The 22,736-nt window shown below is 39.5% G+C and carries 19 protein-coding genes and 1 CRISPR repeat array; of the genes, 17 read left to right on the top strand and 2 right to left on the bottom strand.

Features of this window, described 5'->3' with window-relative positions; genetic code table 11:
* Positions 1-173 precede the first annotated feature (173 nt).
* The 4 genes from cas9 to csn2 are packed head-to-tail and all read left to right on the top strand — an operon-like array spanning position 174 to position 6,211.
* Positions 174-4,352: a type II CRISPR RNA-guided endonuclease Cas9 gene (cas9, locus tag KBU52_RS04515; RefSeq protein ID WP_254724469.1), complete on the top strand. Its 4,179-nt coding sequence runs from the start codon at positions 174-176 to the stop codon at positions 4,350-4,352.
* A complete protein-coding gene (gene cas1, locus KBU52_RS04510) occupies positions 4,352-5,218 on the top strand; it encodes a type II CRISPR-associated endonuclease Cas1 (RefSeq protein WP_254724468.1) in 867 nt (288 codons plus the stop codon). Before cas9 ends, cas1 begins: the two co-directional genes overlap by 1 nt.
* Positions 5,215-5,559 (top strand): CRISPR-associated endonuclease Cas2, encoded by a 345-nt coding sequence (gene cas2 / locus KBU52_RS04505; RefSeq protein WP_061587800.1) that lies wholly within the window; start codon positions 5,215-5,217, stop codon positions 5,557-5,559. Before cas1 ends, cas2 begins: the two co-directional genes overlap by 4 nt.
* Entirely contained in the window at positions 5,549-6,211 is a 663-nt protein-coding gene (gene csn2 / locus KBU52_RS04500) for a type II-A CRISPR-associated protein Csn2 (protein ID WP_254724467.1), read from the top strand. Before cas2 ends, csn2 begins: the two co-directional genes overlap by 11 nt.
* A 90-nt stretch (positions 6,212-6,301) precedes the next feature.
* A CRISPR array of direct repeats spans positions 6,302-7,327; the repeat unit is 36 nt; unit sequence GTTTTAGAGCTGTGTTGTTTCGAATGGTTCCAAAAC.
* 335 nt (positions 7,328-7,662) lie between these two features.
* Here the strand turns inward: csn2 and KBU52_RS04495 are convergent.
* Positions 7,663-8,472, bottom strand: a complete 810-nt coding sequence (locus tag KBU52_RS04495; RefSeq protein ID WP_254724466.1) for an amino acid ABC transporter substrate-binding protein — start codon at positions 8,470-8,472, stop codon at positions 7,663-7,665.
* Between the two features lie 231 nt (positions 8,473-8,703).
* On the opposite strand from KBU52_RS04495, the gene KBU52_RS04490 reads away from it, so the two are divergent.
* The 5 genes from KBU52_RS04490 to brnQ all read left to right on the top strand — a co-directional run bounded on the left by KBU52_RS04490 (position 8,704) and on the right by brnQ (position 13,130).
* Complete coding sequence (locus tag KBU52_RS04490) at positions 8,704-9,309, top strand: nitroreductase family protein (protein WP_049548371.1); 606 nt, start codon at positions 8,704-8,706, stop codon at positions 9,307-9,309.
* Between the two features lie 9 nt (positions 9,310-9,318).
* Positions 9,319-10,719, top strand: a complete 1,401-nt coding sequence (pepV, locus tag KBU52_RS04485) for a dipeptidase PepV (RefSeq protein WP_254724465.1) — start codon at positions 9,319-9,321, stop codon at positions 10,717-10,719.
* Positions 10,720-10,771: 52 nt separating this feature from the next.
* Positions 10,772-11,362 (top strand): uracil-DNA glycosylase family protein, encoded by a 591-nt coding sequence (locus tag KBU52_RS04480; protein WP_254724464.1) that lies wholly within the window; start codon positions 10,772-10,774, stop codon positions 11,360-11,362.
* On the top strand, positions 11,359-11,640 hold the full coding sequence (locus tag KBU52_RS04475) for a rhodanese-like domain-containing protein (RefSeq protein WP_006152169.1): 282 nt from the start codon (positions 11,359-11,361) through the stop codon (positions 11,638-11,640). Before KBU52_RS04480 ends, KBU52_RS04475 begins: the two co-directional genes overlap by 4 nt.
* Positions 11,641-11,804: 164 nt before the next feature.
* Positions 11,805-13,130, top strand: coding sequence for a branched-chain amino acid transport system II carrier protein (gene brnQ, locus KBU52_RS04470; protein ID WP_254724463.1), 1,326 nt, complete (start codon positions 11,805-11,807; stop codon positions 13,128-13,130).
* A gap of 37 nt (positions 13,131-13,167) precedes the next feature.
* Here brnQ and KBU52_RS04465 read toward each other — a convergent pair whose 3' ends face one another.
* A complete protein-coding gene (locus KBU52_RS04465) occupies positions 13,168-13,704 on the bottom strand; it encodes a DUF1307 domain-containing protein (RefSeq protein WP_254724612.1) in 537 nt (178 codons plus the stop codon).
* Between the two features lie 132 nt (positions 13,705-13,836).
* Here KBU52_RS04465 and KBU52_RS04460 point away from each other — a divergent pair, with 132 nt between their 5' ends.
* From KBU52_RS04460 to KBU52_RS04425, 8 genes are all read left to right on the top strand, one after another.
* Complete coding sequence (locus KBU52_RS04460) at positions 13,837-14,874, top strand: M42 family metallopeptidase (protein ID WP_036757060.1); 1,038 nt, start codon at positions 13,837-13,839, stop codon at positions 14,872-14,874.
* A 1-nt stretch (position 14,875) separates the two neighbouring features.
* Positions 14,876-15,346 (top strand): HIT family protein, encoded by a 471-nt coding sequence (locus KBU52_RS04455; RefSeq protein WP_006151611.1) that lies wholly within the window; start codon positions 14,876-14,878, stop codon positions 15,344-15,346.
* A gap of 3 nt (positions 15,347-15,349) precedes the next feature.
* Entirely contained in the window at positions 15,350-16,066 is a 717-nt protein-coding gene (gene ldcB, locus KBU52_RS04450) for an LD-carboxypeptidase LdcB/DacB (RefSeq protein WP_036757063.1), read from the top strand.
* A 277-nt stretch (positions 16,067-16,343) separates the two neighbouring features.
* Positions 16,344-17,390 carry a phenylalanine--tRNA ligase subunit alpha gene (pheS, locus tag KBU52_RS04445; RefSeq protein ID WP_036757069.1) on the top strand — a complete coding sequence of 349 codons (1,047 nt, stop codon included), beginning with the start codon at positions 16,344-16,346 and terminating at the stop codon, positions 17,388-17,390.
* Positions 17,390-17,899, top strand: a complete 510-nt coding sequence (locus KBU52_RS04440; RefSeq protein WP_036757072.1) for a GNAT family N-acetyltransferase — start codon at positions 17,390-17,392, stop codon at positions 17,897-17,899. Before pheS ends, KBU52_RS04440 begins: the two co-directional genes overlap by 1 nt.
* 76 nt (positions 17,900-17,975) lie before the next feature.
* Complete coding sequence (gene pheT, locus KBU52_RS04435; RefSeq protein ID WP_254724462.1) at positions 17,976-20,381, top strand: phenylalanine--tRNA ligase subunit beta; 2,406 nt, start codon at positions 17,976-17,978, stop codon at positions 20,379-20,381.
* A gap of 196 nt (positions 20,382-20,577) precedes the next feature.
* Entirely contained in the window at positions 20,578-21,471 is an 894-nt protein-coding gene (locus KBU52_RS04430) for an ABC transporter ATP-binding protein (RefSeq protein ID WP_254724461.1), read from the top strand.
* Complete coding sequence (locus tag KBU52_RS04425) at positions 21,468-22,667, top strand: ABC transporter permease (RefSeq protein WP_254724460.1); 1,200 nt, start codon at positions 21,468-21,470, stop codon at positions 22,665-22,667. The genes KBU52_RS04430 and KBU52_RS04425 overlap by 4 nt, the downstream gene beginning before the upstream one ends.
* Positions 22,668-22,736 lie beyond the last annotated feature (69 nt).

Genomic DNA, 22,736 nt, shown 5'->3' with positions numbered 1-22,736 from the left:
TCTTAAGAATAAGTAGTATAATGAACCTATAGTTATATTTTAAGGGGTTAAATATTTTATATAATAACAATTATAAAATGGAGAGGGATGAAAATAAATTAGTATAGTAGTTAAAAAATTAACTTTAATTTCGAAAACTTTAAAAAATTTATTTATAGGAGGATTATAAATACATGAATTCAAAAAAATACTCTATCGGTCTTGATATTGGTACAAATAGCGTAGGATGGGCAATTATTACGGATGACTATAATGTACCGTCAAAAAAAATGAAAGTTCTAGGTGATACCGATAAACACTTCATAAAGAAAAATCTGATTGGTGCATTGTTATTTGACGAGGGGACTACTGCTAAAGATAGACGTCTCAAACGAACAGCACGCCGTCGTTACATTCGTCGTCACAATAGGCTTCGCTATTTACAAGAAATCTTTGTTGAAGAAATGAGTAAAGTAGATGAAAGCTTTTTTCTTCGTTTAGAAGATTCATTCCTAGTTCCTGAAGAAAAGAGAGGAAGTAAATATCCTATTTTTCCTACCTTGTCAGAAGAAAAAGAATATCATAAGAATTTCCCAACTATCTATCATTTGAGAAAACACTTGACGGACTCAAAAGAAAAGGCGGACTTACGCTTAATCTATCTGGCATTAGCTCATATGATTAAATACCGCGGACATTTTTTATACGAAGAATCTTTCGATATTAAAAACAATGATATCCAAAAAATCTTTAATGAATTTTTAAGCATTTACGACAACACCTTTGAAGGAAATTCGCTTAGTGGACAAAACTCACAAGTAGAAGCAATTTTTACTGATAAAATCACTAAATCTGCAAAGAGAGAACGTATCCTAAAGCTTTTCCCAGAAAAAGAATCTATTGGACTATTTGCTGAATTTTTGAAACTAATTTTAGGGAATCAAGCTGATTTTAAAAAACATTTTAACTTAGAAGAAAAAGCCCCACTACATTTCTCTAAAGATACCTATGATGAGGATTTAGAAAACTTGCTCGGACAAATTGGAGATGACTATACAGACCTTTTCCTAGTTGCTAAAAAACTCTATGACGCTATTCTCCTATCAGGAATATTAACTGTCACAGATTCTACAACCCAGGCTCCTCTGTCATCATCTATGATTGAGCGCTATGAAAATCACCAAAAAGACTTGGCAACTTTAAAACAATTCATCAAAAACAATCTTACAGAAAAATATGATGAAGTTTTTTCTGATCAATCTAAAGATGGGTATGCTGGGTATGTTGATGGGAAGACCACTCAAGAAGCATTTTATAAATATATCAAAAAACTGCTATCTGCATTTGACGGAGCCGATTATTTCCTTGATAAAATTGAACGTGAAGATTTTTTGAGAAAACAACGCACCTTTGATAATGGTTCTATTCCTTATCAAATTCATCTTCAAGAAATGAATGCTATTCTCCATCGTCAAGGAGAACACTATCCATTTCTGAAAGAAAATAGAGAAAAGATTGAAAAAATCTTAACCTTCCGTATTCCTTACTACGTTGGTCCATTGGCTCGTGGCAATCGTGATTTTGCATGGCTGACTCGAAATTCAGACGATGCAATCCGACCATGGAATTTCGAAGAAATTGTTGATAAATCAAGTTCTGCTGAAGACTTCATCCACAGAATGACTAACTATGACCTGCATCTGCCAGAAGAGAAAGTTTTGCCTAAACACAGTCTCTTGTATGAAACATTTACCGTCTATAATGAATTAACAAAAGTAAAATTTATTGCTGAAGGAATGAGAGACTATCAATTCCTTGACAGTGGACAGAAAAAGGAAATTATCAATAAATTATTCAAAAAGAAAAGAAAAGTAACTGAAGATGATATCATCGATTGTTTACAAAAGCTTGATAACTACGATGGAATCGAACTAAAAGGAATTGAAAAACAATTTAATGCAAGTCTATCTACTTATCATGACTTACTAAAAATTATCAGAGATAAAGAATTTATGGATGATCCTAAAAATGGAGATATTCTTGAAAATGTTATCCATACTCTCACAATTTTTGAAGATCGAGAAATGATTAAACAACGACTTGCTCAATATAATTCTATCTTTGATGAGAAAGTGATTAAGGCGCTGTCTCGTAAACATTACACTGGTTGGGGGAAACTCTCTGCTAAGTTGATTAACGGTATCAGGGATAAACAAACGGGGAAAACTATTCTTGACTACTTGATGGATGATGGCAAGAGCAATCGTAACTTTATGCAGTTAATCAAGGATGATGGACTTTCTTTCACGAAAATTATTGATAAAGCACAAGTTGTGGGTGAAACAGATAATTTACGACAAGTTGTCCAAGAACTTCCAGGAAGCCCTGCTATTAAAAAGGGAATTTTGCAAAGTATCAAGATTGTTGATGAACTTGTTAAGGTTATGGGCCATGCTCCCGAGTCCATTGTGATTGAGATGGCACGAGAAAATCAGACTACTGCCAGAGGGAAAAAGAATTCCCAACAGAGATATAAGCGCATTGAAGATTCATTAAAAAATTTAGCTTCTGGGCTCGATTCAAATATATTAAAAGAAAATCCAACAGATAATATTAAACTTCAAAATGACCGTCTCTTCCTCTACTATCTCCAAAATGGGAAAGACATGTACACTGGAGAAGCTCTTGATATAAACCAACTGAGCAGTTATGACATTGACCACATCATCCCACAGGCCTTTATCAAGGATGATTCTCTTGATAATCGTGTCTTGACGAGTTCAAAAAATAATCGTGGGAAATCTGATAATGTCCCAAGTCTTGAAGTAGTTGAAAAGATGAAAGGTTTTTGGCAACAACTATTAGATTCTAAATTGATTTCAGAACGTAAATTCAATAATTTAACCAAGGCTGAACGTGGCGGACTAGATGAGCGAGATAAGGTTGTCTTTATCAAACGTCAGTTAGTTGAAACACGTCAAATCACAAAACATGTTGCACAGATTTTGGATGCCCGCTTCAATACAAAAGTGAATGAGAAGAAGCAGAAAATCCGTAACGTCAAAATCATCACTTTAAAATCCAATCTTGTTTCCAACTTCCGTAAAGAATTTAAGCTATATAAGGTAAGGGAAATCAATAACTATCACCATGCACACGATGCATACTTAAATGCAGTGGTTGCTAAGGCTATCCTTAAGAAATATCCTAAACTAGAGCCTGAATTCGTCTATGGTGACTATCAAAAACATGATCTTAAGAGATACATCTCAAGAAGTAAAGACCCTAAAGAAATTGAAAAAGCAACAGAAAAGTATTTCTTCTACTCAAACTTGTTGAACTTCTTCAAAGAAGAGGTGCATTACGCAGACGGAACCATTGTAAAAAGAGAAAATATCGAATACTCCAATGATACTGGAGAAATCGCTTGGAATAAGGAAAAAGATTTCGCAACAATCAAAAAAGTGCTTTCCTATCCACAAGTGAATATTGTGAAGAAAACAGAGATTCAAACACATGGTCTAGATAGAGGCAAACCTAGAGGATTGTTCAATTCTAATCCATCTCCTAAACCTTCAGAAGATAGTAAAGAAAATCTTGTACCAATTAAACAAGGGCTTGATCCACGAAAATACGGTGGTTATGCAGGTATTTCTAACTCATACGCTGTCTTAGTTAAAGCTATTATCGAAAAAGGAGTAAAGAAACAAAGAAAAACGATTTTAGAATTTCAAGGGATTTCTATTTTAGATAAAATCAAATTTGAAAAGAATAAAGAAAATTATCTTCTTGAAAAAGGATACATAGAAATTCTATCAACAATTACTTTACCTAAATATAGTTTGTTTGAGTTTCCTGATGGTACAAGAAGAAGACTAGCAAGTATTCTATCAACAAACAATAAACGGGGAGAAATTCATAAAGGAAATGAATTAGTCCTTCCTGACAAGTATACTACTCTTTTATATCATGCGAAGAGAATTAATAAGTCTCTCGAACCAGAACACTTGGATTATGTTACGAAACATAGAGCAGAGTTTGCTAAACTTTTAGAATGTGTGCTTGATTTTAATGATAAGTATGTAGGCGCATTAAAAAATGGAGAAAGAATCAGACAAGCATTTACTGATTGGGAATCAGTTGATATTGAAAAGTTATGTTTCAGTTTCATTGGTCCAGAAAATAGTAAAAATGCAGGACTATTTGAATTAACTTCGCAAGGAAGTGCCTCTGATTTTGAATTTTTAGGTGTTAAAATTCCACGTTATAGAGACTATACACCTTCATCACTTTTAAACTCAACCCTCATCCACCAATCTATCACAGGCCTTTATGAAACTCGTATAGACTTGAGCAAACTGGGAGAAGACTGATGGGATGGAGAACCGTTGTTGTCAATACACATTCAAAGCTTTCTTACAAAAATAACCACTTGATTTTTAAAGATGCCTCCCAGACAGAGCTAATTCACCTGTCCGAGGTGGACATCCTGCTTTTGGAGACAACGGATATCGTTCTCTCCACTATGCTAATCAAACGCTTGGTGGATGAAAATATTCTGGTCATCTTTTGTGATGATAAACGTTTGCCAACGGCCTACTTAATGCCCTACTACGGTCGGCACGATTCCAGTCTGCAACTCTCTCGCCAAATCACATGGAGCGAGGAGGCTAAAGCACAAGTTTGGACCACCATTATTGCACAAAAGATTCTCAATCAGGCTTTTTATCTGGGGAGTTGTGGTTTTTTGGAAAAGAGCCAGTCCGTCATCGATCTCTATCATGGTTTGGATTTATTTGATCCTAGTAACCGCGAAGGGCACGCAGCTCGTATTTATTTCAACACCTTGTTTGGAAATGATTTTAGCCGTGAGCAAGATAGTGATATCAATGCTGCCTTAGACTACGGCTACACCTTGATTTTGAGTATGTTTGCGCGTGAAATTGTGTTGTCTGGCTGTATGACTCAGTTTGGATTGAAACATGCCAACCAGTTCAATCAATTCAACTTAGCTAGCGATATTATGGAACCTTTTCGTCCGATTATTGATAGGATCGTCTATGAAAATCGAAGCAGTTCTTTTGTCAAAATCAAACGAGAGCTTTTTACTATTTTCTCAGATACCTTCCACTACAACGGCAAAGATATGTACCTGTCCAATATCGTCAGTGACTATACTAAGAAAGTCATCCAAGCTCTCAATCAACCCGAGAAAGGAGTTCCTGAGTTTAGGATATGAGTTATCGATATATGCGTATGATTTTAATGTTCGATATGCCCGTTGATACCGTAGAGGAACGTAAGGCCTATCGGAAATTTCGGAAGTTCCTCATAGATGAGGGATTTATCATGCACCAATTCTCCATCTATAGCAAGCTCTTGCTCAATAACTCTGCTAATAACGCCATGATTGAGCGGCTCAAGACTCATAACCCTAAGAAAGGAAACATTACTCTCTTAACCGTTACAGAAAAGCAGTTTTCTCGCATGATTTACTTAAATGGCGAGCGAAATACCAGCGTAGCAAACTCCGACGCACGCTTGGTCTTTCTAGGAGAGGAGCCTGGAGATGAAGATTAATTTCCCACTATTGGATGAACCATTAACTATTGAAAATGCAACTTTTTTAGTGTTGGAAGACCAACTTACCTTTTCAACTATCGTCAAGCAGTTCTACCAATATACCGATGATGGGGAGTTGAAGTTGTTTGATAGAAATCTAAAAACTCTGAAAGAGGCTGAATTGCTAGTGATAACAGATGTCTTGGGATACAATCTCAACTCACCTGCCATGCTAAAGCTAATACATGCTGATTTAGAAAATCAACTCAATGACAAGCCCGAAGTTAAGTCCATGATTGAAAAGTTGGTTGCTACGATTACAGAATTATTGGCATTTGAATGCTTAGAAAATGAACTAGACCTAGAATACGATGAAATCACAATTCTAGAATTGATTGATGCACTAGGAGTCAAAGTTGAAACTCTGAGTGATACACCTTTCGAAAAGATGCTTGAAATTGTCCAGGTCTTCAAATATCTTTCCAAAAAGAAACTCCTTGTTTTCATCAATGCTACTGCCTACCTATCAGAGGATGAGTTAGTAAATCTGATAGAGTATATCAAACTAAATCAACTAAGAGTTTTATTTGTCGAGCCTCGAAAAGTCTTTGAGTTTCCGCAGTATGTACTAGATCAAGACTATTTCTTGAACCCTGAAAATATGGTATAATAAGAGTAACAATTGGAACTTGACGAGCTGAAGTCTGGCTGAGACGAATGGCGCGATTACGAAATTTCGTGAGAAAAATTTTTCTACGAGGTTTTAGAGCTGTGTTGTTTCGAATGGTTCCAAAACAGCACCAGTATTTGGTAATACTTTCTTAGCGTTTTAGAGCTGTGTTGTTTCGAATGGTTCCAAAACTGGTACTCGTCAACAAAACGTTGGAAACAAGTTTTAGAGCTGTGTTGTTTCGAATGGTTCCAAAACTCATGATCTAGTTGCAGAGCAGTCGGTTCTGTTTTAGAGCTGTGTTGTTTCGAATGGTTCCAAAACATATTCCTATCAGCTTCGTTTTCACAGCGTGTTTTAGAGCTGTGTTGTTTCGAATGGTTCCAAAACCTAGTTACATTCAGACCCATAAAAACCAGAGTTTTAGAGCTGTGTTGTTTCGAATGGTTCCAAAACGCGTGGGCGAGATGGAGAACCTGGACCTCGGTTTTAGAGCTGTGTTGTTTCGAATGGTTCCAAAACTAAAGGGGATATCGGACCTATCGGACCTCGGTTTTAGAGCTGTGTTGTTTCGAATGGTTCCAAAACTTTTGGTCATTGACAATAGCTAGTCCACCTGTTTTAGAGCTGTGTTGTTTCGAATGGTTCCAAAACTGAAAAAATTTCAGAAGAATTGGCTGAGTAGTTTTAGAGCTGTGTTGTTTCGAATGGTTCCAAAACGTACAAATAGCGGACAATCTGAAAATGACTGTTTTAGAGCTGTGTTGTTTCGAATGGTTCCAAAACTTCAGTACAGGTTTCCCATTCTTCAATAGTGTTTTAGAGCTGTGTTGTTTCGAATGGTTCCAAAACAAGCCTTACAGTACACAATAGATAGCGCTGGTTTTAGAGCTGTGTTGTTTCGAATGGTTCCAAAACGACAGACATTCGTCTGTCACTGCGAGGAAGGTTTTAGAGCTGTGTTGTTTCGAATGGTTCCAAAACTACACAACGGGGAATGAGTGCCAGTAATATGTTTTAGAGCTGTGTTGTTTCGAATGGTTCCAAAACTTGACGAATGGTTCGAGGAAGACGACAACAGTTTTAGAGCTGTGTTGTTTCGAATAGTTACCGAAATATCCTAGTACAATAAAATAAGCTTTAACAGAAATGCTTAATTATAACTACTTCTAGAACATAAAATATTTTTTCACAATGCTTAGAGATTAATTAACACTTTACTCACTAATTGATTAACAATATACTTGATAATCTTTGTAATGTGTGATACAATTATAGTGTTGGAACTATTCGAAACAACACAGCAAGTTAAAATAAGGCTTTGTCCGTACACAACTTGAAAAAGTGAGCACCGATTCGGTTGCTAGAAAGTCATCCGCAAGGATGGCTTTTTTTGTATACAAAAAAGCCCTCTTAACGAGAGCTTGCTTATATTATAAACTGCTTGTTCTTTATTTTAATTCTGAAGAATCTGGTAGGTAAGAACCACCGAGATAAGTTTTGCTGAGTTTTTCAAGGGTTCCATCTTGGTAGAGTTCTTTGAGAACCTTGTCAAATTGTTCTTTAAATTCTTTTTGGTCGCTTGAGAAGATGATGTAGTTGTTTGGATTGTCATTGTTTTCCAAGTCGACTACGTTCAAGTCTAAGCCACGGTCTTGGATAATTTTTTGAACAGAGATTTTATCAAAGATTAGGAAATCAAATTCACCGTTGGCGAGGTCAGTCAGACGCTTAGCCACATCTTCGCCAGAATATTGGATGGTAGCAGGATTGTCGGAGTGGCTTTGATTCCAGTCTGTAACAACCTTGGCAGTAGAAGTTCCAGTGTCATCCTGAGTAGTTTTACCAGCGATGTCTTGAAGAGAGGTAAGAGCCTTGTCTTTTCTGCTCACGAGAACCAAAGGATTTTTTGCGATTGGGAGTGAGTAGAGGTATTTGTCGGCTCTCTCTTTGGTGTAGCTCAAGTTGTTGGCAGCAGCTTGGTAACGGCCAGCATCAACTCCAGGGAAGATACTCTCCCAAGCTGTTTTTTGAAATTCAATCTTGTATTGATCTAGTTTTTCATCGACCGCTTTTAAAACTTCAACATCATATCCAGTCAAATTACCATCTTTTTCAAAATCAAAAGGAGGGATGTCTCCAGCAGTTGCTACGACAATGGTTTTAGGGCTAGTAGTAGAAGTTGAAGCACTATCCTGTTTAGATTGCCCACAGGCCACCAACAAGGGACTAATGGCTAATAATAAGAATAATTTTTTCATGTGTGTCTCCTTTACTTAATGGTATCTAGCTTACCAGACAATCAATCAAATAGCCAATATATATTTTTTATGGAAGTGATAGAAAAATATTATAATTTTCAGTTTGAGTTTGTAATCTAAAATTTAAATCAGATAAGAAAAAGATAATTTAGGCCACAAATGAAAAATCTCTGCAAGCTCTTTCAGAATGTGGTAAAATGGAAGCAGTAGAAATAGAAAAGGAAATCAATTATGAAATTTCTTGAGTTAAATAAAAAACGTCATGCGACAAAGCATTTTATTGATAAACCAGTTGATCCTAAGGATGTTCGAACAGCTATTGAAATCGCAACCTTGGCACCGAGTGCTCACAACAGTCAGCCTTGGAAGTTTGTTGTGGTTCGCGAGAGAAATGCTGAACTAGCAAAATTGGCTTACGGTTCAAACTTTGAGCAAGTAGCATCTGCCCCTGTAACCATTGCCTTGTTTACAGATACTGACCTAGCTAAACGAGCTCGCAAGATTGCCCGTGTTGGTGGAGCAAAGAACTTCTCAGAAGAACAACTTCAGTACTTTATGAAAAATCTTCCAGCAGAGTTTGCGCGTTACAATGAACAACAAATCAGTGACTACCTAGCCCTTAATGCAGGGTTGGTTGCGATGAACTTAGTCCTTGCATTGACTGACCAGGGAATCGGTTCAAACATTATCCTTGGTTTTGACAAATCAAAAGTCAATGAAGTCTTGGAAATCGAAGAACGCTTCCGTCCAGAACTTTTGATCACAGTAGGATACACAGACGAGAAGTTGGAACCAAGTTACCGCTTGCCAGTAGATGAAATTATCGAAAAAAGATAGGAAGTAAAAATGACAGTTATTGATTTTACAGCAGAAGTAGAAAAACGTAAAGAAGCCCTCTTGGCTGACTTGTTTAGCCTTTTGGAAATCAACTCAGAACGTGATGACAGTAAGGCAGACGCGGAGCACCCATTTGGACCTGGTCCGGTAAAAGCTTTGGAGAAATTCCTTGAAATCGCAGACCGTGATGGTTACCCAACAAAAAATGTCGACAACTATGCAGGACATTTTGAGTTTGGTGAAGGGGAAGAAGTTCTCGGTATCTTTGCCCACATGGACGTGGTGCCAGCAGGTAGCGGATGGGACACTGATCCTTATACTCCAACCATCAAGGATGGTCGTCTCTATGCGCGTGGTGCTTCAGATGATAAGGGACCTACCACTGCTTGTTACTATGGTTTGAAAATCATCAAAGAATTGGGACTTCCAACTTCTAAAAAAGTTCGCTTTATCGTCGGAACTGATGAAGAATCAGGTTGGGCAGACATGGACTACTACTTTGAGCATGTAGGACTTGCGAAGCCAGATTTTGGTTTCTCACCAGATGCTGAATTCCCAATTATCAATGGTGAAAAAGGAAATATCACTGAATACCTCCACTTTGCCGGTGAAAACAAGGGTGCAGCTCGTCTTCACAGCTTCACAGGTGGTTTGCGTGAAAACATGGTGCCAGAATCAGCAACGGCAGTTGTTTCAGGTGACTTGGCTGACTTGCAAGCGAAACTAGACGCATTTGTTGCAGAGCACAAGCTTAGAGGAGACATTCAAGAAGAGAATGGTAAGTACAAGGTTACGATTATCGGTAAATCTGCCCACGGTGCTATGCCTGCTTCAGGTGTCAATGGTGCAACTTATCTAGCCCTCTTCCTCAGCCAATTTGCCTTTGAAGGAGCTGCAAAAGACTTCCTTGACATTGCAGGTAAGATTCTCTTAAATGACCATGAAGGCAAAAACTTGAAAGTGGCTCATGTGGATGAAAAGATGGGTGCTCTTTCTATGAATGCTGGTGTCTTCCGCTTTGATGAAACAAGTGCTGACAATACCATTGCCCTTAACTTCCGTTATCCAAAAGGAACAAGTCCAGAGCAAATCAAATCAGTTCTTGAAAGCTTGCCGGTTGCTTCAGTTAGCCTTTCTGAACATGGACACACACCTCACTATGTTCCAATGGAAGATCCGCTTGTCCAAATTTTGTTAAATGTTTATGAAAAACAAACAGGTCTTCAAGGGCATGAACAAGTTATTGGTGGCGGAACTTTCGGACGTCTCTTAGAGCGTGGTGTAGCCTATGGTGCTATGTTCCCAGACTCTATCGACACTATGCACCAAGCCAACGAATTTATCGCCTTGGACGATCTTTTCCGTGCAGCAGCCATCTACGCTGAAGCTATCTATGAATTGATCAAATAATGCTATAGAAGTCTGAGATTTTATGCTTAGACTTCTTTTTGGAGGAGAGTAGATGTCTCAAATCGAAAGAATCAAACAAGCCATCATGGCTGATCCACAAAATCAACACTATACTGAGCAAGGAATCGAACCTCTCTTTGCAGCTCCAAAAACTGCTCGTATCAATATCATTGGGCAGGCACCTGGTCTCAAAACCCAAGAAGCAGGACTTTACTGGAAGGATAAAAGTGGAGACCGCTTGCGAGACTGGTTGGGTGTGGATGAGGATACCTTTTACAAGTCAGGTTACTTTGCTGTCATGCCCATGGATTTCTATTTTCCAGGACATGGGACATCTGGTGACTTACCGCCCAGACCTGGTTTTGCAGAAAAGTGGCACCCTAAAATTTTGAAAGAATTACCAGATATTCAATTAACACTCTTGATTGGCCAGTATGCCCAAGCCTACTATCTACATGAGAAAGTCAGTGGCAAGGTAACAGACCGTGTGCATCGCTTTAAGGATTATTTGCCAGATTATTACCCTTTGGTGCACCCGTCACCTCGGAACCAAATCTGGATGAAAAAGAATCCTTGGTTTGAAGCAGATGTTTTGCCTGACTTGAAAGAAAGAATTCAAAAAATTCTCGGAGAAGAAAAATGAAAGAAATTACTTTTAATGATTTTTACCAACTATACCAGAAAGAGTCGCTTTCTGTATTAGATGTGAGAGAAGTAGAGGAATTTGAGACTCTTCATTTAGAAGGCGCTCGTAATTTACCTCTCAGCCAATTAGCTGATACTTATAAACAACTAGATAAGGATAATCTTTACTACGTGATTTGTAAATCAGGAATGCGTTCAGCACGCGCTTGTCAATTTTTAGCAGAACAAGGATATGAGGTTATCAATGTCCAAGGTGGCATGGATGCCTTAGAATAAGAAAATCTCCCTTTAAGACCGAAAATAAGAAAGGTTTTAAAGGGAGTTTATTTAATCTAAAAATCAGAAAATTGAAAACATTTTAAAATTATTCCGAGATAGCCTTTTCAAGCCTTTAATCATGTTATACTAAGAAAGTATTTTATTTTTTATAAGGAGAGTTTATGGCTAAAAAAGGTGCTTTAACAGGATTACTCCTGTTTGGAATATTTTTTGGTGCGGGTAATTTGATTTTCCCCCCTACCCTAGGTGCTCAATCTGGGGAACACTTTCTCCCTGCTATTGCAGGATTTGTACTTTCAGGTGTCGGACTTGCCGTCTTGACCTTGATCATCGGGACCTTAAATCCTAAGGGATATATCTATGAGATTTCTACAAAGATTTCCCCTTGGTTTGCAACGATTTATCTAGCAGTTTTGTACTTGTCGATTGGTCCATTCTTTGCTATTCCACGTACTGCAACAACTTCTTATGCAGTAGGGATTAGTCCACTCTTGGCAGATGCTGACAAAGGTCTAGGCTTGATTGTCTTTACCCTTATCTACTTTGTTGCAGCATTCTTAATCGCGCTTAATCCTTCAAAGATTTTGGATCGTATCGGTCGTATTTTGACACCAGTTTTTGCCTTCTTAATTATCATCTTGGTAATCCTTGGAGCCCTCAAATATGGTGGAAATGCTCCACAAGCAGCTACAGCAGCTTATCAAGCTTCAGCATTTGGAGCAGGATTCCTTGAAGGATATAATACTCTAGATGCTCTCGCATCTGTTGCCTTTAGTGTAATCGCGGTTGAAACCTTGAAACAACTTGGATTTTCGAGTAAAAAAGAGTACATCTCAACCATTTGGGTAGTCGGAATTGTCGTAGCGCTTGGCTTTAGTGCTCTATACATTGGCCTAGGTTTCCTTGGAAATCACTTCCCAATGACAGAAGAAGCGATGAAGGGTGGAACTCCAGGGGTTTATATCTTGTCACAAGCGACCCAAGAAATCTTTGGTTCAACAGCTCAATTATTCCTAGCTGCCATGGTAACAGTAACTTGCTTCACAACGACTGTAGGTTTGATTGTTTCAACTGCTGAATTCTTTAACGGACGTTTCCCACAACTCAGCTATAAGGTTTATGCGACTGTCTTTACCTTGATTGGTTTTGCAATTGCCAACCTCGGTCTTGATGCAATCATCAAATATTCTATCCCTGTCCTAGTTATCTTGTATCCAATTACCATTGTGATTGTTATGATTGTGATTGTGAACAAGTTTATACCACTTTCAAAACCAGGTATGCAATTGACGATGGGACTTGTAACAGCTATTGCCGTAGCTAGTGTCTTGGGAAGTTCATTTGAAGTGACCTTCCTTGCCAACATTGTGAATGCTCTACCATTTGCTAAGGCTTCATTGCCATGGTTAGTACCAGCGATCATTGGGATTTTACTTTCTCTTGTTCTTCCAAATAAGCAAAAGAGTGAAGCTTTTGAGATGGAATAAAAAAAATCTTGGCTTATGCCAAGGTTTTTTATTACTCTTAGTTCGTTTTTTCAGTATATCCAAGGTCCTCAAGCATCTTTTTAGTTTTTGAAAAACTCACTCGTTTTCCAGCTCCTGAATATTCATTAGGCATTGCTTTTTTCATCTCATCAAGATTGACTACAGTCATGTCAATGACCATGGTATGGATGACTTTTCCATCTTTGAATTCGATATTTTGTGTAACACCTTTGATTCCCTCATACCCTTTATAAGTTTTCACGATAAGTTCTTTAAGCTCATCAGCGCTCTTATTGAGTATCTCAGGTTCAAAAACATTATAAACTTCTTGTTTCATAACGTCATCACCCTCAACAGTATATGTCAAGGTAGAATGTCTTCCTGGATTACTGTCATGAACAAAGACTACAGTTTTTGATTCAGCTTTCTTTTCTGTAGTTTCAGCTTCAGTCGTTTTTACCTCAGTTGTCTCTGCTTTTGAGGAGTTAGAAGTTATTGATGATTGTTTAGAACATCCCAACAAGAATGCCAACGGTAAGGCTAAGAGAAGCGTCATTTTGAAATATCTGTTCATATTTTTTCCTTTCATCATAAGAACTTTTTTCATTATATCATAAAATACTTTCGCAATCAAAGTATATTCGTTTTTCCTTTTTACACATACTAAAATGGGAAAAGTGATATAATATTAGGAAGAGGTGAAGAAATGAATCAAACTGTAGAATATATCAAAGAACTAACTGCTATCGCATCGCCAACAGGTTTTACACGTGAAATTACGAATTATTTGGTTGAGACTCTTGAAAAACTAGGTTATCAACCAATCCGTACTGCCAAAGGTGGTGTCAACGTTACTGTCAAAGGTAAAAATGACGAGCAACAGCGTTATGTGACCGCCCATGTGGATACCTTGGGAGCTATCGTTCGCGCAGTTAAACCAGATGGTCGTCTTAAAATGGACCGTATCGGTGGTTATCCTTGGAATATGATTGAAGGCGAAAACTGTACAGTTCATGTGGCTAGTACAGGTAAGACTATTTCAGGTACCATTTTGATCCACCAGACTTCTTGTCATGTATACAAGGACGCTGGCACTGCTGAACGCACGCAGGACAATATGGAAGTGCGTTTGGACGAAAAAGTGACTAATGAAAAAGAAACACGAGCACTTGGTATTGAGGTTGGTGACTTTATCAGCTTTGACCCACGAACTGTCGTGACAGATTCAGGATTTATCAAGTCTCGTCATTTGGATGATAAGGTCAGTGCAGCTATCCTTCTAAATCTCCTTAAAGTCTATAAGGAAGAAGGAATTGAACTTCCTGTCACTACGCATTTTGCCTTCTCGGTTTTTGAAGAAGTAGGGCACGGTGCTAACTCAAGTATTCCAAGTCAGGTTGTCGAATATCTAGCGGTAGATATGGGAGCAATGGGAGATGACCAGCAGACGGATGAGTACACAGTATCAATCTGTGTCAAAGATGCTTCAGGTCCTTATCACTACGAATTTCGTCAACATCTGGTTGCCCTGGCAAAAGAGCAGGACATTCCATTTAAACTTGATATCTATCCATTTTACGGTTCAGATGCTTCTGCAGCTATGTCGGCTGGAGCAGAAGTCAAACACGCCCTTCTCGGAGCTGGTATTGAGTCTAGTCACTCTTACGAGCGAACTCATATTGATTCTGTTCTTGCTACTGAGCGTATGGTAGACGCTTACCTCAAGAGTGAGTTGGTGGACTAAGATGTGCTTGATTTGCCAACGAATTGAATTGATAAAGTCAGGGGATAATCCCTACTTTGTGAAAGAACTGGAAACAGGCTATGTTGTCATTGGAGACCACCAGTATTTTGAAGGCTACACTCTATTCCTAGCAAAAGAACATGTCACAGAATTACATCATATGGAAGCTCCAGTTAAACTTCGCTTTTTAGAAGAAATGAGTCTGGTTCAGGAAGCCGTCTCTAAGGCTTTTTCTGCTCAAAAGATGAATGTAGAGTTGTTGGGAAACGGTGATGCACATGCCCACTGGCATATTTTTCCGAGACGAGAGGGTGATATGAAGGGACATGGTCTTAATGGTCGTGGTCCAGTTTGGTGGGTTCCTTGGGAAGAAATGGTTGCTGAAGAATATCAGGTTAAGGGAAGCAAATTAGAAGGTTTGGTTGAAACCTTATCTAAAACTTTGGACCAAATGATAGAAATGAAAGGATAAACAATGAAAAAAAGATACCTTGTATTATCAGGATTGCTAGCATTGACATTGGCAGCTTGTTCGCAAGAAAAGCCAGCGACTTCAGAAACGCAGACTTCAACTGAAGAAAAAACCGTCCAAGAAGGGACTGTCGGTAGTAAATCTCAAGAAGCAAGCCAGAAAAAGGCAGAAGTAGTTAATAAAGGAGATTACTATAGCGTTCAAGGGAAGTACGATGAGATTATTATCGCTAATAAGCATTATCCCTTGTCTAAAGACTATAATCCTGGAGAAAATCCTACAGCAAAGGCAGAGTTGTTGAAGCTTATTGCTGCTATGCAGGAAGCAGGTTTCCCAATCAGCGACCACTATAGTGGTTTCAGAAGTTATGAAACTCAAACTCAACTTTATCAGGACTATGTCAACAAAGACGGAAAGGCAGAGGCTGACCGCTATTCTGCTCGGCCTGGATATAGTGAACATCAAACTGGACTAGCATTTGACCTTATCGGTACAGATGGAGATTTAGTGACAGAAGAAAAAGCTGCCCAATGGCTTTTAGATCATGCTGCAGACTATGGTTTTGTCGTTCGCTATCTCAAAGGTAAGGAAAAAGAAACAGGCTATATGGCTGAAGAATGGCACCTTCGCTACGTCGGGAAAGAAGCCAAGGACATCGCTGCAAGTGGTCTCAGCTTGGAAGAGTATTACGGCTTTGAAGGTGGGGACTATGTTGATTAGTCGCAAAATATCTTGCAAGAATGCTTGAAATTTGATAAAATGAATAATAATTAAATAGGAATCTGCAAGACTAGTATCTCAGGGGAAGTATATCAGGGAGGAGAGCCGTGACTGAAAGCTCTCTATATGAAAGCTGGGTGAATTCACTTGCCTATGGATTCAGAAATAAAGGTCTGATTTGTCAGATGAAAACGGATGGTACCGCGTGTCAACGCTCCGAGTGGAGTTTTTGGCATGTGGTTTTCTTTTTATCTTACGAGAGACTGATGGAGGAATTATGTCAACTATTGAAGAACAATTAAAAGCGCTTCGTGAAGAAACGCTAGCTAGCTTGAAGCAGATTTCTGCTGAAAATGAAAAAGAGCTGCAAGAATTGCGCGTCTATGTCCTTGGTAAAAAAGGTTCTCTTACTGAAATACTGAAAGGGATGAAAGATGTTTCTGCAGAAATGCGTCCAATTATCGGGAAACACGTCAATGAAGCGCGTGATGTTTTGACAGCTGCATTTGAAGAATCAGCTAAGCTCTTGGAAGAAAAGAAAGTTGAAGCTCAACTAGCAAGTGAGAGCATCGATGTTACGCTTCCAGGTCGCCCAGTTGCGACTGGTCACCGTCACATCCTCACACAAACTAGTGAGGAAATTGAAGACATCTTCATCGGGATGGGTTACCAAGTAGTGGATGGTTTTGAAGTAGAACAAGACTACTATAACTTTGAACGTATGAACCTTCCAAAGGATCACCCAGCTCGTGATATGCAGGACACTTTCTATATCACAGAAGAAATCTTGCTCCGTACTCACACGTCTCCAGTTCAGGCGCGTGCGATGGATGCCCATGATTTTTCTAAAGGCCCTTTGAAGATGATCTCACCAGGACGTGTATTCCGTCGTGATACAGACGATGCAACCCACAGTCACCAATTCCACCAAATCGAAGGTTTGGTTGTTGGGAAAAACATCTCTATGGCGGATCTACAAGGAACCCTCCAGTTAATTGTACAAAAAATGTTTGGTGAAGAGCGTCAAATCCGTTTACGCCCATCTTATTTCCCATTCACTGAGCCATCTGTTGAGGTGGATGTTTCGTGCTTCAAATGTGGAGGAGCCGGCTGTAACGTCTGTAAGAAAACTGGTTGGATCGAGATTATGGGTGCCGGTATGGTTCACCCACGTGTCCTTGAGATGAGTGGTATCGATGCAACTGTATACTCTGGTTTTGCCTTTGGTCTTGGACAAGAACGTGTAGCTATGCTTCGTTACGGAATCAACGATATCCGTGGATTCTACCAAGGAGATGTCCGCTTCTCAGAACAGTTTAAATAATGATTAGAAAAGTGGAAATAGCAGATGTTGAGGTGTTGGCAAAAATTGCCAAACAAACCTTTCGTGAAACATTTGCTCATGATAATACGGAAGAGCAGTTACAGGAATACTTTGAAGAGGCTTATAATCTGAGAGTTTTGTCAACTGAGTTGGAAGATCCTGACTCCGAAACCTATTTCATTATGCATGAAGAGGAGATAGCTGGTTTTCTCAAAGTCAACTGGGGAAATGCTCAAACCGAGAGAGAATTAGAGAACGCTTTTGAAATTCAACGCCTCTACGTGCTACAAACATATCAAGGATTTGGACTTGGTAAGCAACTATTTGAATTCGCTCTGGAACATGCCGAAAAAAATGGTTTTTCCTGGGCTTGGCTAGGTGTTTGGGAGCATAATACAAAAGCTCAAGTATTTTATTATCGATATGGTTTTGAAAAATTTAGCCAACATCGTTTTATGGTTGGGCAAAAGGTAGATACGGATTGGTTACTGAAAAAGAAATTAAGGTAAGAAGATGATTCTTCTAATGAAATGATAGGAAAGGAAAAAAACTAGAGTGACAACTGTCATTCTGGAGAACTAAATTATGCTTGTATCTTATAAATGGTTAAAAGAATTGGTGGACATTGATGTACCATCACAAGAGTTGGCTGAAAAAATGTCAACCACAGGGATCGAAGTAGAAGGTGTGGAATCACCTGCTGCTGGTCTCTCAAAAATTGTCGTCGGTGAGGTCTTGTCTTGCGAAGATGTGCCCGAAACTCACCTTCATGTTTGTCAGGTTAACGTTGGCGAAGAAGAAGCCCGTCAAATCGTCTGTGGAGCACCAAATGTGCGCGCAGGCATCAAGGTTATGGTGGCTCTTCCAGGAGCTCGCATCGCTGACAACTACAAGATTAAAAAAGGGAAAATCCGTGGTTTGGAATCTCTCGGAATGATCTGCTCACTTGGTGAATTAGGGATTTCTGACTCTGTTGTACCGAAAGAATTTGCAGATGGTATCCAAATCTTGCCAGAAGAAGCTGTTCCAGGTGAGGAAGTCTTCTCTTACCTCGACTTGGATGATGAAATCATCGAGCTTTCTATCACACCTAACCGTGCAGACGCTCTTTCTATGCGTGGGGTAGCTTACGAAGTAGCAGCTATCTATGACAAGACAGTCAATTTCAAAGAATTTACCTTAACAGAAACAGACCAAGTTGCAGCGGATGCTCTTTCTGTCAGCATTGATACAGACAAGGCTCCTTATTATGCAACTCGTATCTTGGACAATGTGACCATCGCACCAAGTCCACAATGGTTGCAAAACCTCCTCATGAATGAAGGCATCCGTCCGATTAATAATGTCGTCGACGTGACCAACTATATCCTGCTTTACTTTGGTCAGCCTATGCATGCCTTTGACTTGGATACCTTTGAAGGAAACGATATCCGTGTGCGTGAAGCACGTGCTGGTGAGAAATTGGTGACCTTGGATGGCGAAGAGCGTGAGTTGGAAACAACTGATTTAGTGATTACTGTTGCTGACAAACCAGTAGCCCTTGCAGGTGTCATGGGTGGACAAGCTACAGAAATCTCTGAAAAGTCTACTCGTGTCGTCCTTGAAGCTGCTGTCTTCAATGGCAAATCTATCCGTAAGACAAGTGGTCGCCTCAACCTTCGTTCTGAATCATCTTCTCGCTTTGAAAAAGGCATCAATGTGGCAACCGTTAATGAAGCCCTTGATGCAGCAGCAAGCATGATTGCGGAATTGGCTGGTGCGACAGTACGGAAGGGAATCGTTTCAGCAGGCCAGTTGGATACATCTGATGTAGAAGTTTCTTCAACTCTTGCTGACGTTAATCGTGTTCTTGGTACAGAACTTTCCTACACGGATGTAGAGGAAGTCTTCCGTCGTCTTGGATTTGGCCTTTCTGGAAATGCTGAAGCCTTCACAGTTAGCGTTCCACGTCGCCGTTGGGATATCACTATCGAAGCGGACCTCTTTGAAGAAATCGCTCGTATTTATGGTTACGATCGCTTGCCAACCAGTCTTCCAAAAGATGATGGGACAGCCGGTGAATTAACAGCGACACAAAAATTGCGTCGTCAAGTTCGTACCATTGCAGAAGGTGCTGGATTGACAGAAATCATCACCTACGCTCTGACAACTCCTGAAAAAGCAGTGGAGTTTACGACTACACCAAGCAACTTAACGGAGCTCATGTGGCCAATGACTGTGGACCGTTCAGTTCTCCGTCAAAATATGGTTTCAGGTATTTTGGATACAGTTGCCTACAACGTAGCACGTAAGAATAAAAACTTGGCTCTTTATGAGATTGGAAAAGTCTTCGAGCAAATCGGTAATCCAAAAGAAGAATTGCCAAATGAAATCAACAGCTTTGCCTTTGCCTTGACAGGTTTAGTCGCTGAAAAAGACTTCCAGACTCCAGCTGTTCCAGTTGACTTCTTCTATGCTAAGGGAATTTTGGAAGCTCTATTTGCTCGCTTGGGTCTTGAAGTGACCTATACAGCAACGCAAGAGATCAAGAGTCTTCACCCAGGACGTACAGCCTTGATCTCACTTGGTGATCAAGTTCTTGGATTCCTCGGTCAAGTGCACCCTGTGACAGCTAAGGCTTACGATATTCCAGAGACTTATGTAGCGGAGCTTAACCTTTCAGCGATTGAAGAAGCCCTTCAACCAGCAGCAGCCTTTGTGGAAATTACTAAATTCCCAGCAGTCAGCCGTGATATCGCCCTTCTCCTCAAGGCAGAAGTGACTCACCAAGATGTGGTAGACGCCATCAAAGCTGCTGGCGTGAAACGTTTGACAGATATCAAACTTTTCGATGTCTTCTCAGGTGAAAAACTAGGACTTGGTATGAAGTCCATGGCCTATAGCTTGACTTTCCAAAATCCAGAAGATAGCTTGACAGACGAAGAAGTCGCACGCTATATGGAAAAAATCCAAGCATCACTCGAAGAAAAAGTGAATGCAGAAGTGCGTTAACAGTCTAAAATCCATCCTGAGGGATGGATTTTTTTGTCTTTGTAAATGCCGAATATTGGAAAGAAAAATGAAGTTGAATCTTATTTGTTTTGATATAAAAAATGCCTAGTAAATTCTACTAATAAAAATGTACATAAATCCTTGTAATGACTAAAAAAAGGAGTATAATGAGGGTAAGATTAGTAGGAGGTGGATTATGTTAGAAGTCCGCAATCTTGAAAAAAATTTTGGTCCAAAACAAGTCTTGTTTGGCGTTGACTTTCAAGCTCAGCCTGGAAGAATTTTAGGTCTAGTTGGGAAAAATGGAGCAGGGAAAACAACCATTTTCCACAGTATTTTGAAATTTTTGGATTATCAAGGAGAAATTCAGTTTGATGGCCAGGAAATTCGTCAGGAAACCTATGCTCGGATTGGCTATCTACCCGAGGAACGTAGTCTCATGCCTAAGTTGACAGTCCTAGAGCAGGTTCGTTACCTAGCCATGTTAAAAGGCATGGATGCCAAAGAAGTCAAAGAAAAACTCCCTCAATGGATGGAGAAGCTGGAAGTCAAGGGGAAATTGACAGATAAGATTAAGAGTCTCTCAAAAGGAAATCAACAAAAGATTCAGCTGATCATTACTTTAATGCATGAACCAGATTTGATCATTCTAGATGAACCTTTTAGTGGTCTGGATCCAGTCAATACTGAATTGCTCAAGCAGGTTATCCTCAAAGAAAAAGAACGTGGTGCAACTATTATCTTTTCAGATCACGTCATGACCAATGTCGAAGAGCTATGTGATGATATCCTTATGATTCGTGATGGGCGTGTCGTCTTGCATGGACCAGTCCAAGATGTTCGTAATCAATACGGCAAAACGAGACTCTTTGTTGCAAGTGAAAAGAGTCAGGAAGACTTGGAAAAACTTCCTCATGTCATTCATGCTAGCTTGACCAAGCAGGGGATTTGGAAGCTCATCCTAGATGATGAAAATGCTGGACAGGAGCTTTTTGCTATCTTGACTCAAGGACACTATATCGCGACCTTTGACCAGCAAGCTCCGACAATTGATGAAATCTTTAAACTAGAATCAGGGGTGGAAGTATGAGAAATATGTTGGTTGTAATCAAAGAAACTTATCTACGTCATGTCAAATCCTGGAGTTTCTTCTTTATGGTAATCTCGCCTTTTCTCTTTATCGGCTTGTCTGGCGGAATTGGCTATCTCCAAGGTTCCTCTCTGGCTCAGAATAATAAGGTGGCAGTAGTTAGTTCGGTACCTGCTGTAACAGAGAGTCTTAAATCGACCAATGGCATTAATTTTGACTATAAGGATGAAGCAAGCGCCCAAGAAGCCATCAAGGATGAAAAAATCAAGGGCTATCTAACGATTGATCAAGAAGGTAGTGTCCTCAAGGCAGTCTATCACGGTGAAACTTCACTAGAGAGTGGCATTAAATTAGCTGTGACAACTAAGTTGAATGAGCTCCAATACCAACTCAATCGTTCAGAGGCACATTTATCTCAGGAACAGGAACAGCACTTGGCACAAACGATTCAATTCTCAGAGCAGATTGATGAATCTAAGGAAAGTAAAAAGATGGTCCAAACCTTTGCGGCAGCAGGACTAGGCTTCTTCCTCTATATGATCTTGATTACTTATGCCAGTGTCACTGCTCAAGAGGTAGCCAGTGAAAAAGGGACAAAAATTATGGAAGTGGTCTTCTCGAGTATTCGTGCTAGCCACTACTTTTACGCGCGCATGATTGCCTTGCTTCTTGTCATTTTGACTCATATTGGTATTTATGTTGTAGGTGGACTTGGAGCTATCTTATTCTTTAAGGATATGCCTTTCTTGGCTAATTCAGGTATTCTAAGTCATTTGGGAGAAGCCTTTTCGATCAATACCTTGTTATTTGTCTTAGTCAGTCTTTTCATGTATGTAGTCTTGGCAGCCTTTCTGGGTTCTATGGTTTCTCGACCTGAAGACTCTGGTAAGGCCTTGTCCCCTTTGATGCTCTTAATTATGGTAGGTTTTATAGGGGTAACCGCCCTAGGCGCTGCAGGAGATAATTTGATTTTGAAAATAGGTTCTTATATTCCTTTCATCTCGACCTTCTTTATGCCTTTCAGAGCTATTAATGGTTATGCAAATAGCATCGAGGCTTGGATCTCTCTTGCAATAACAGTTGTATTTGCCGTAACTGCAACCGCCTTTATCGGACGTATGTATGCCAGCCTAGTCCTCCAAACAGACGATTTAGGTATCTGGAAAACCTTTAAACGAGCTTTAAGCTATAAATAAAGTAAGGGACCTGTGAGTGTATCTCCCAGGTCTTTTTATTCGCTGAAATATTTCACATTAATTTCTTCT

The organism is Streptococcus sp. 9.1(2021) (assembly GCF_030466425.1).
GTDB lineage: Bacteria > Bacillota > Bacilli > Lactobacillales > Streptococcaceae > Streptococcus > Streptococcus wuxiensis.
This window is presented reverse-complemented; position numbering and strand designations above follow the sequence as displayed.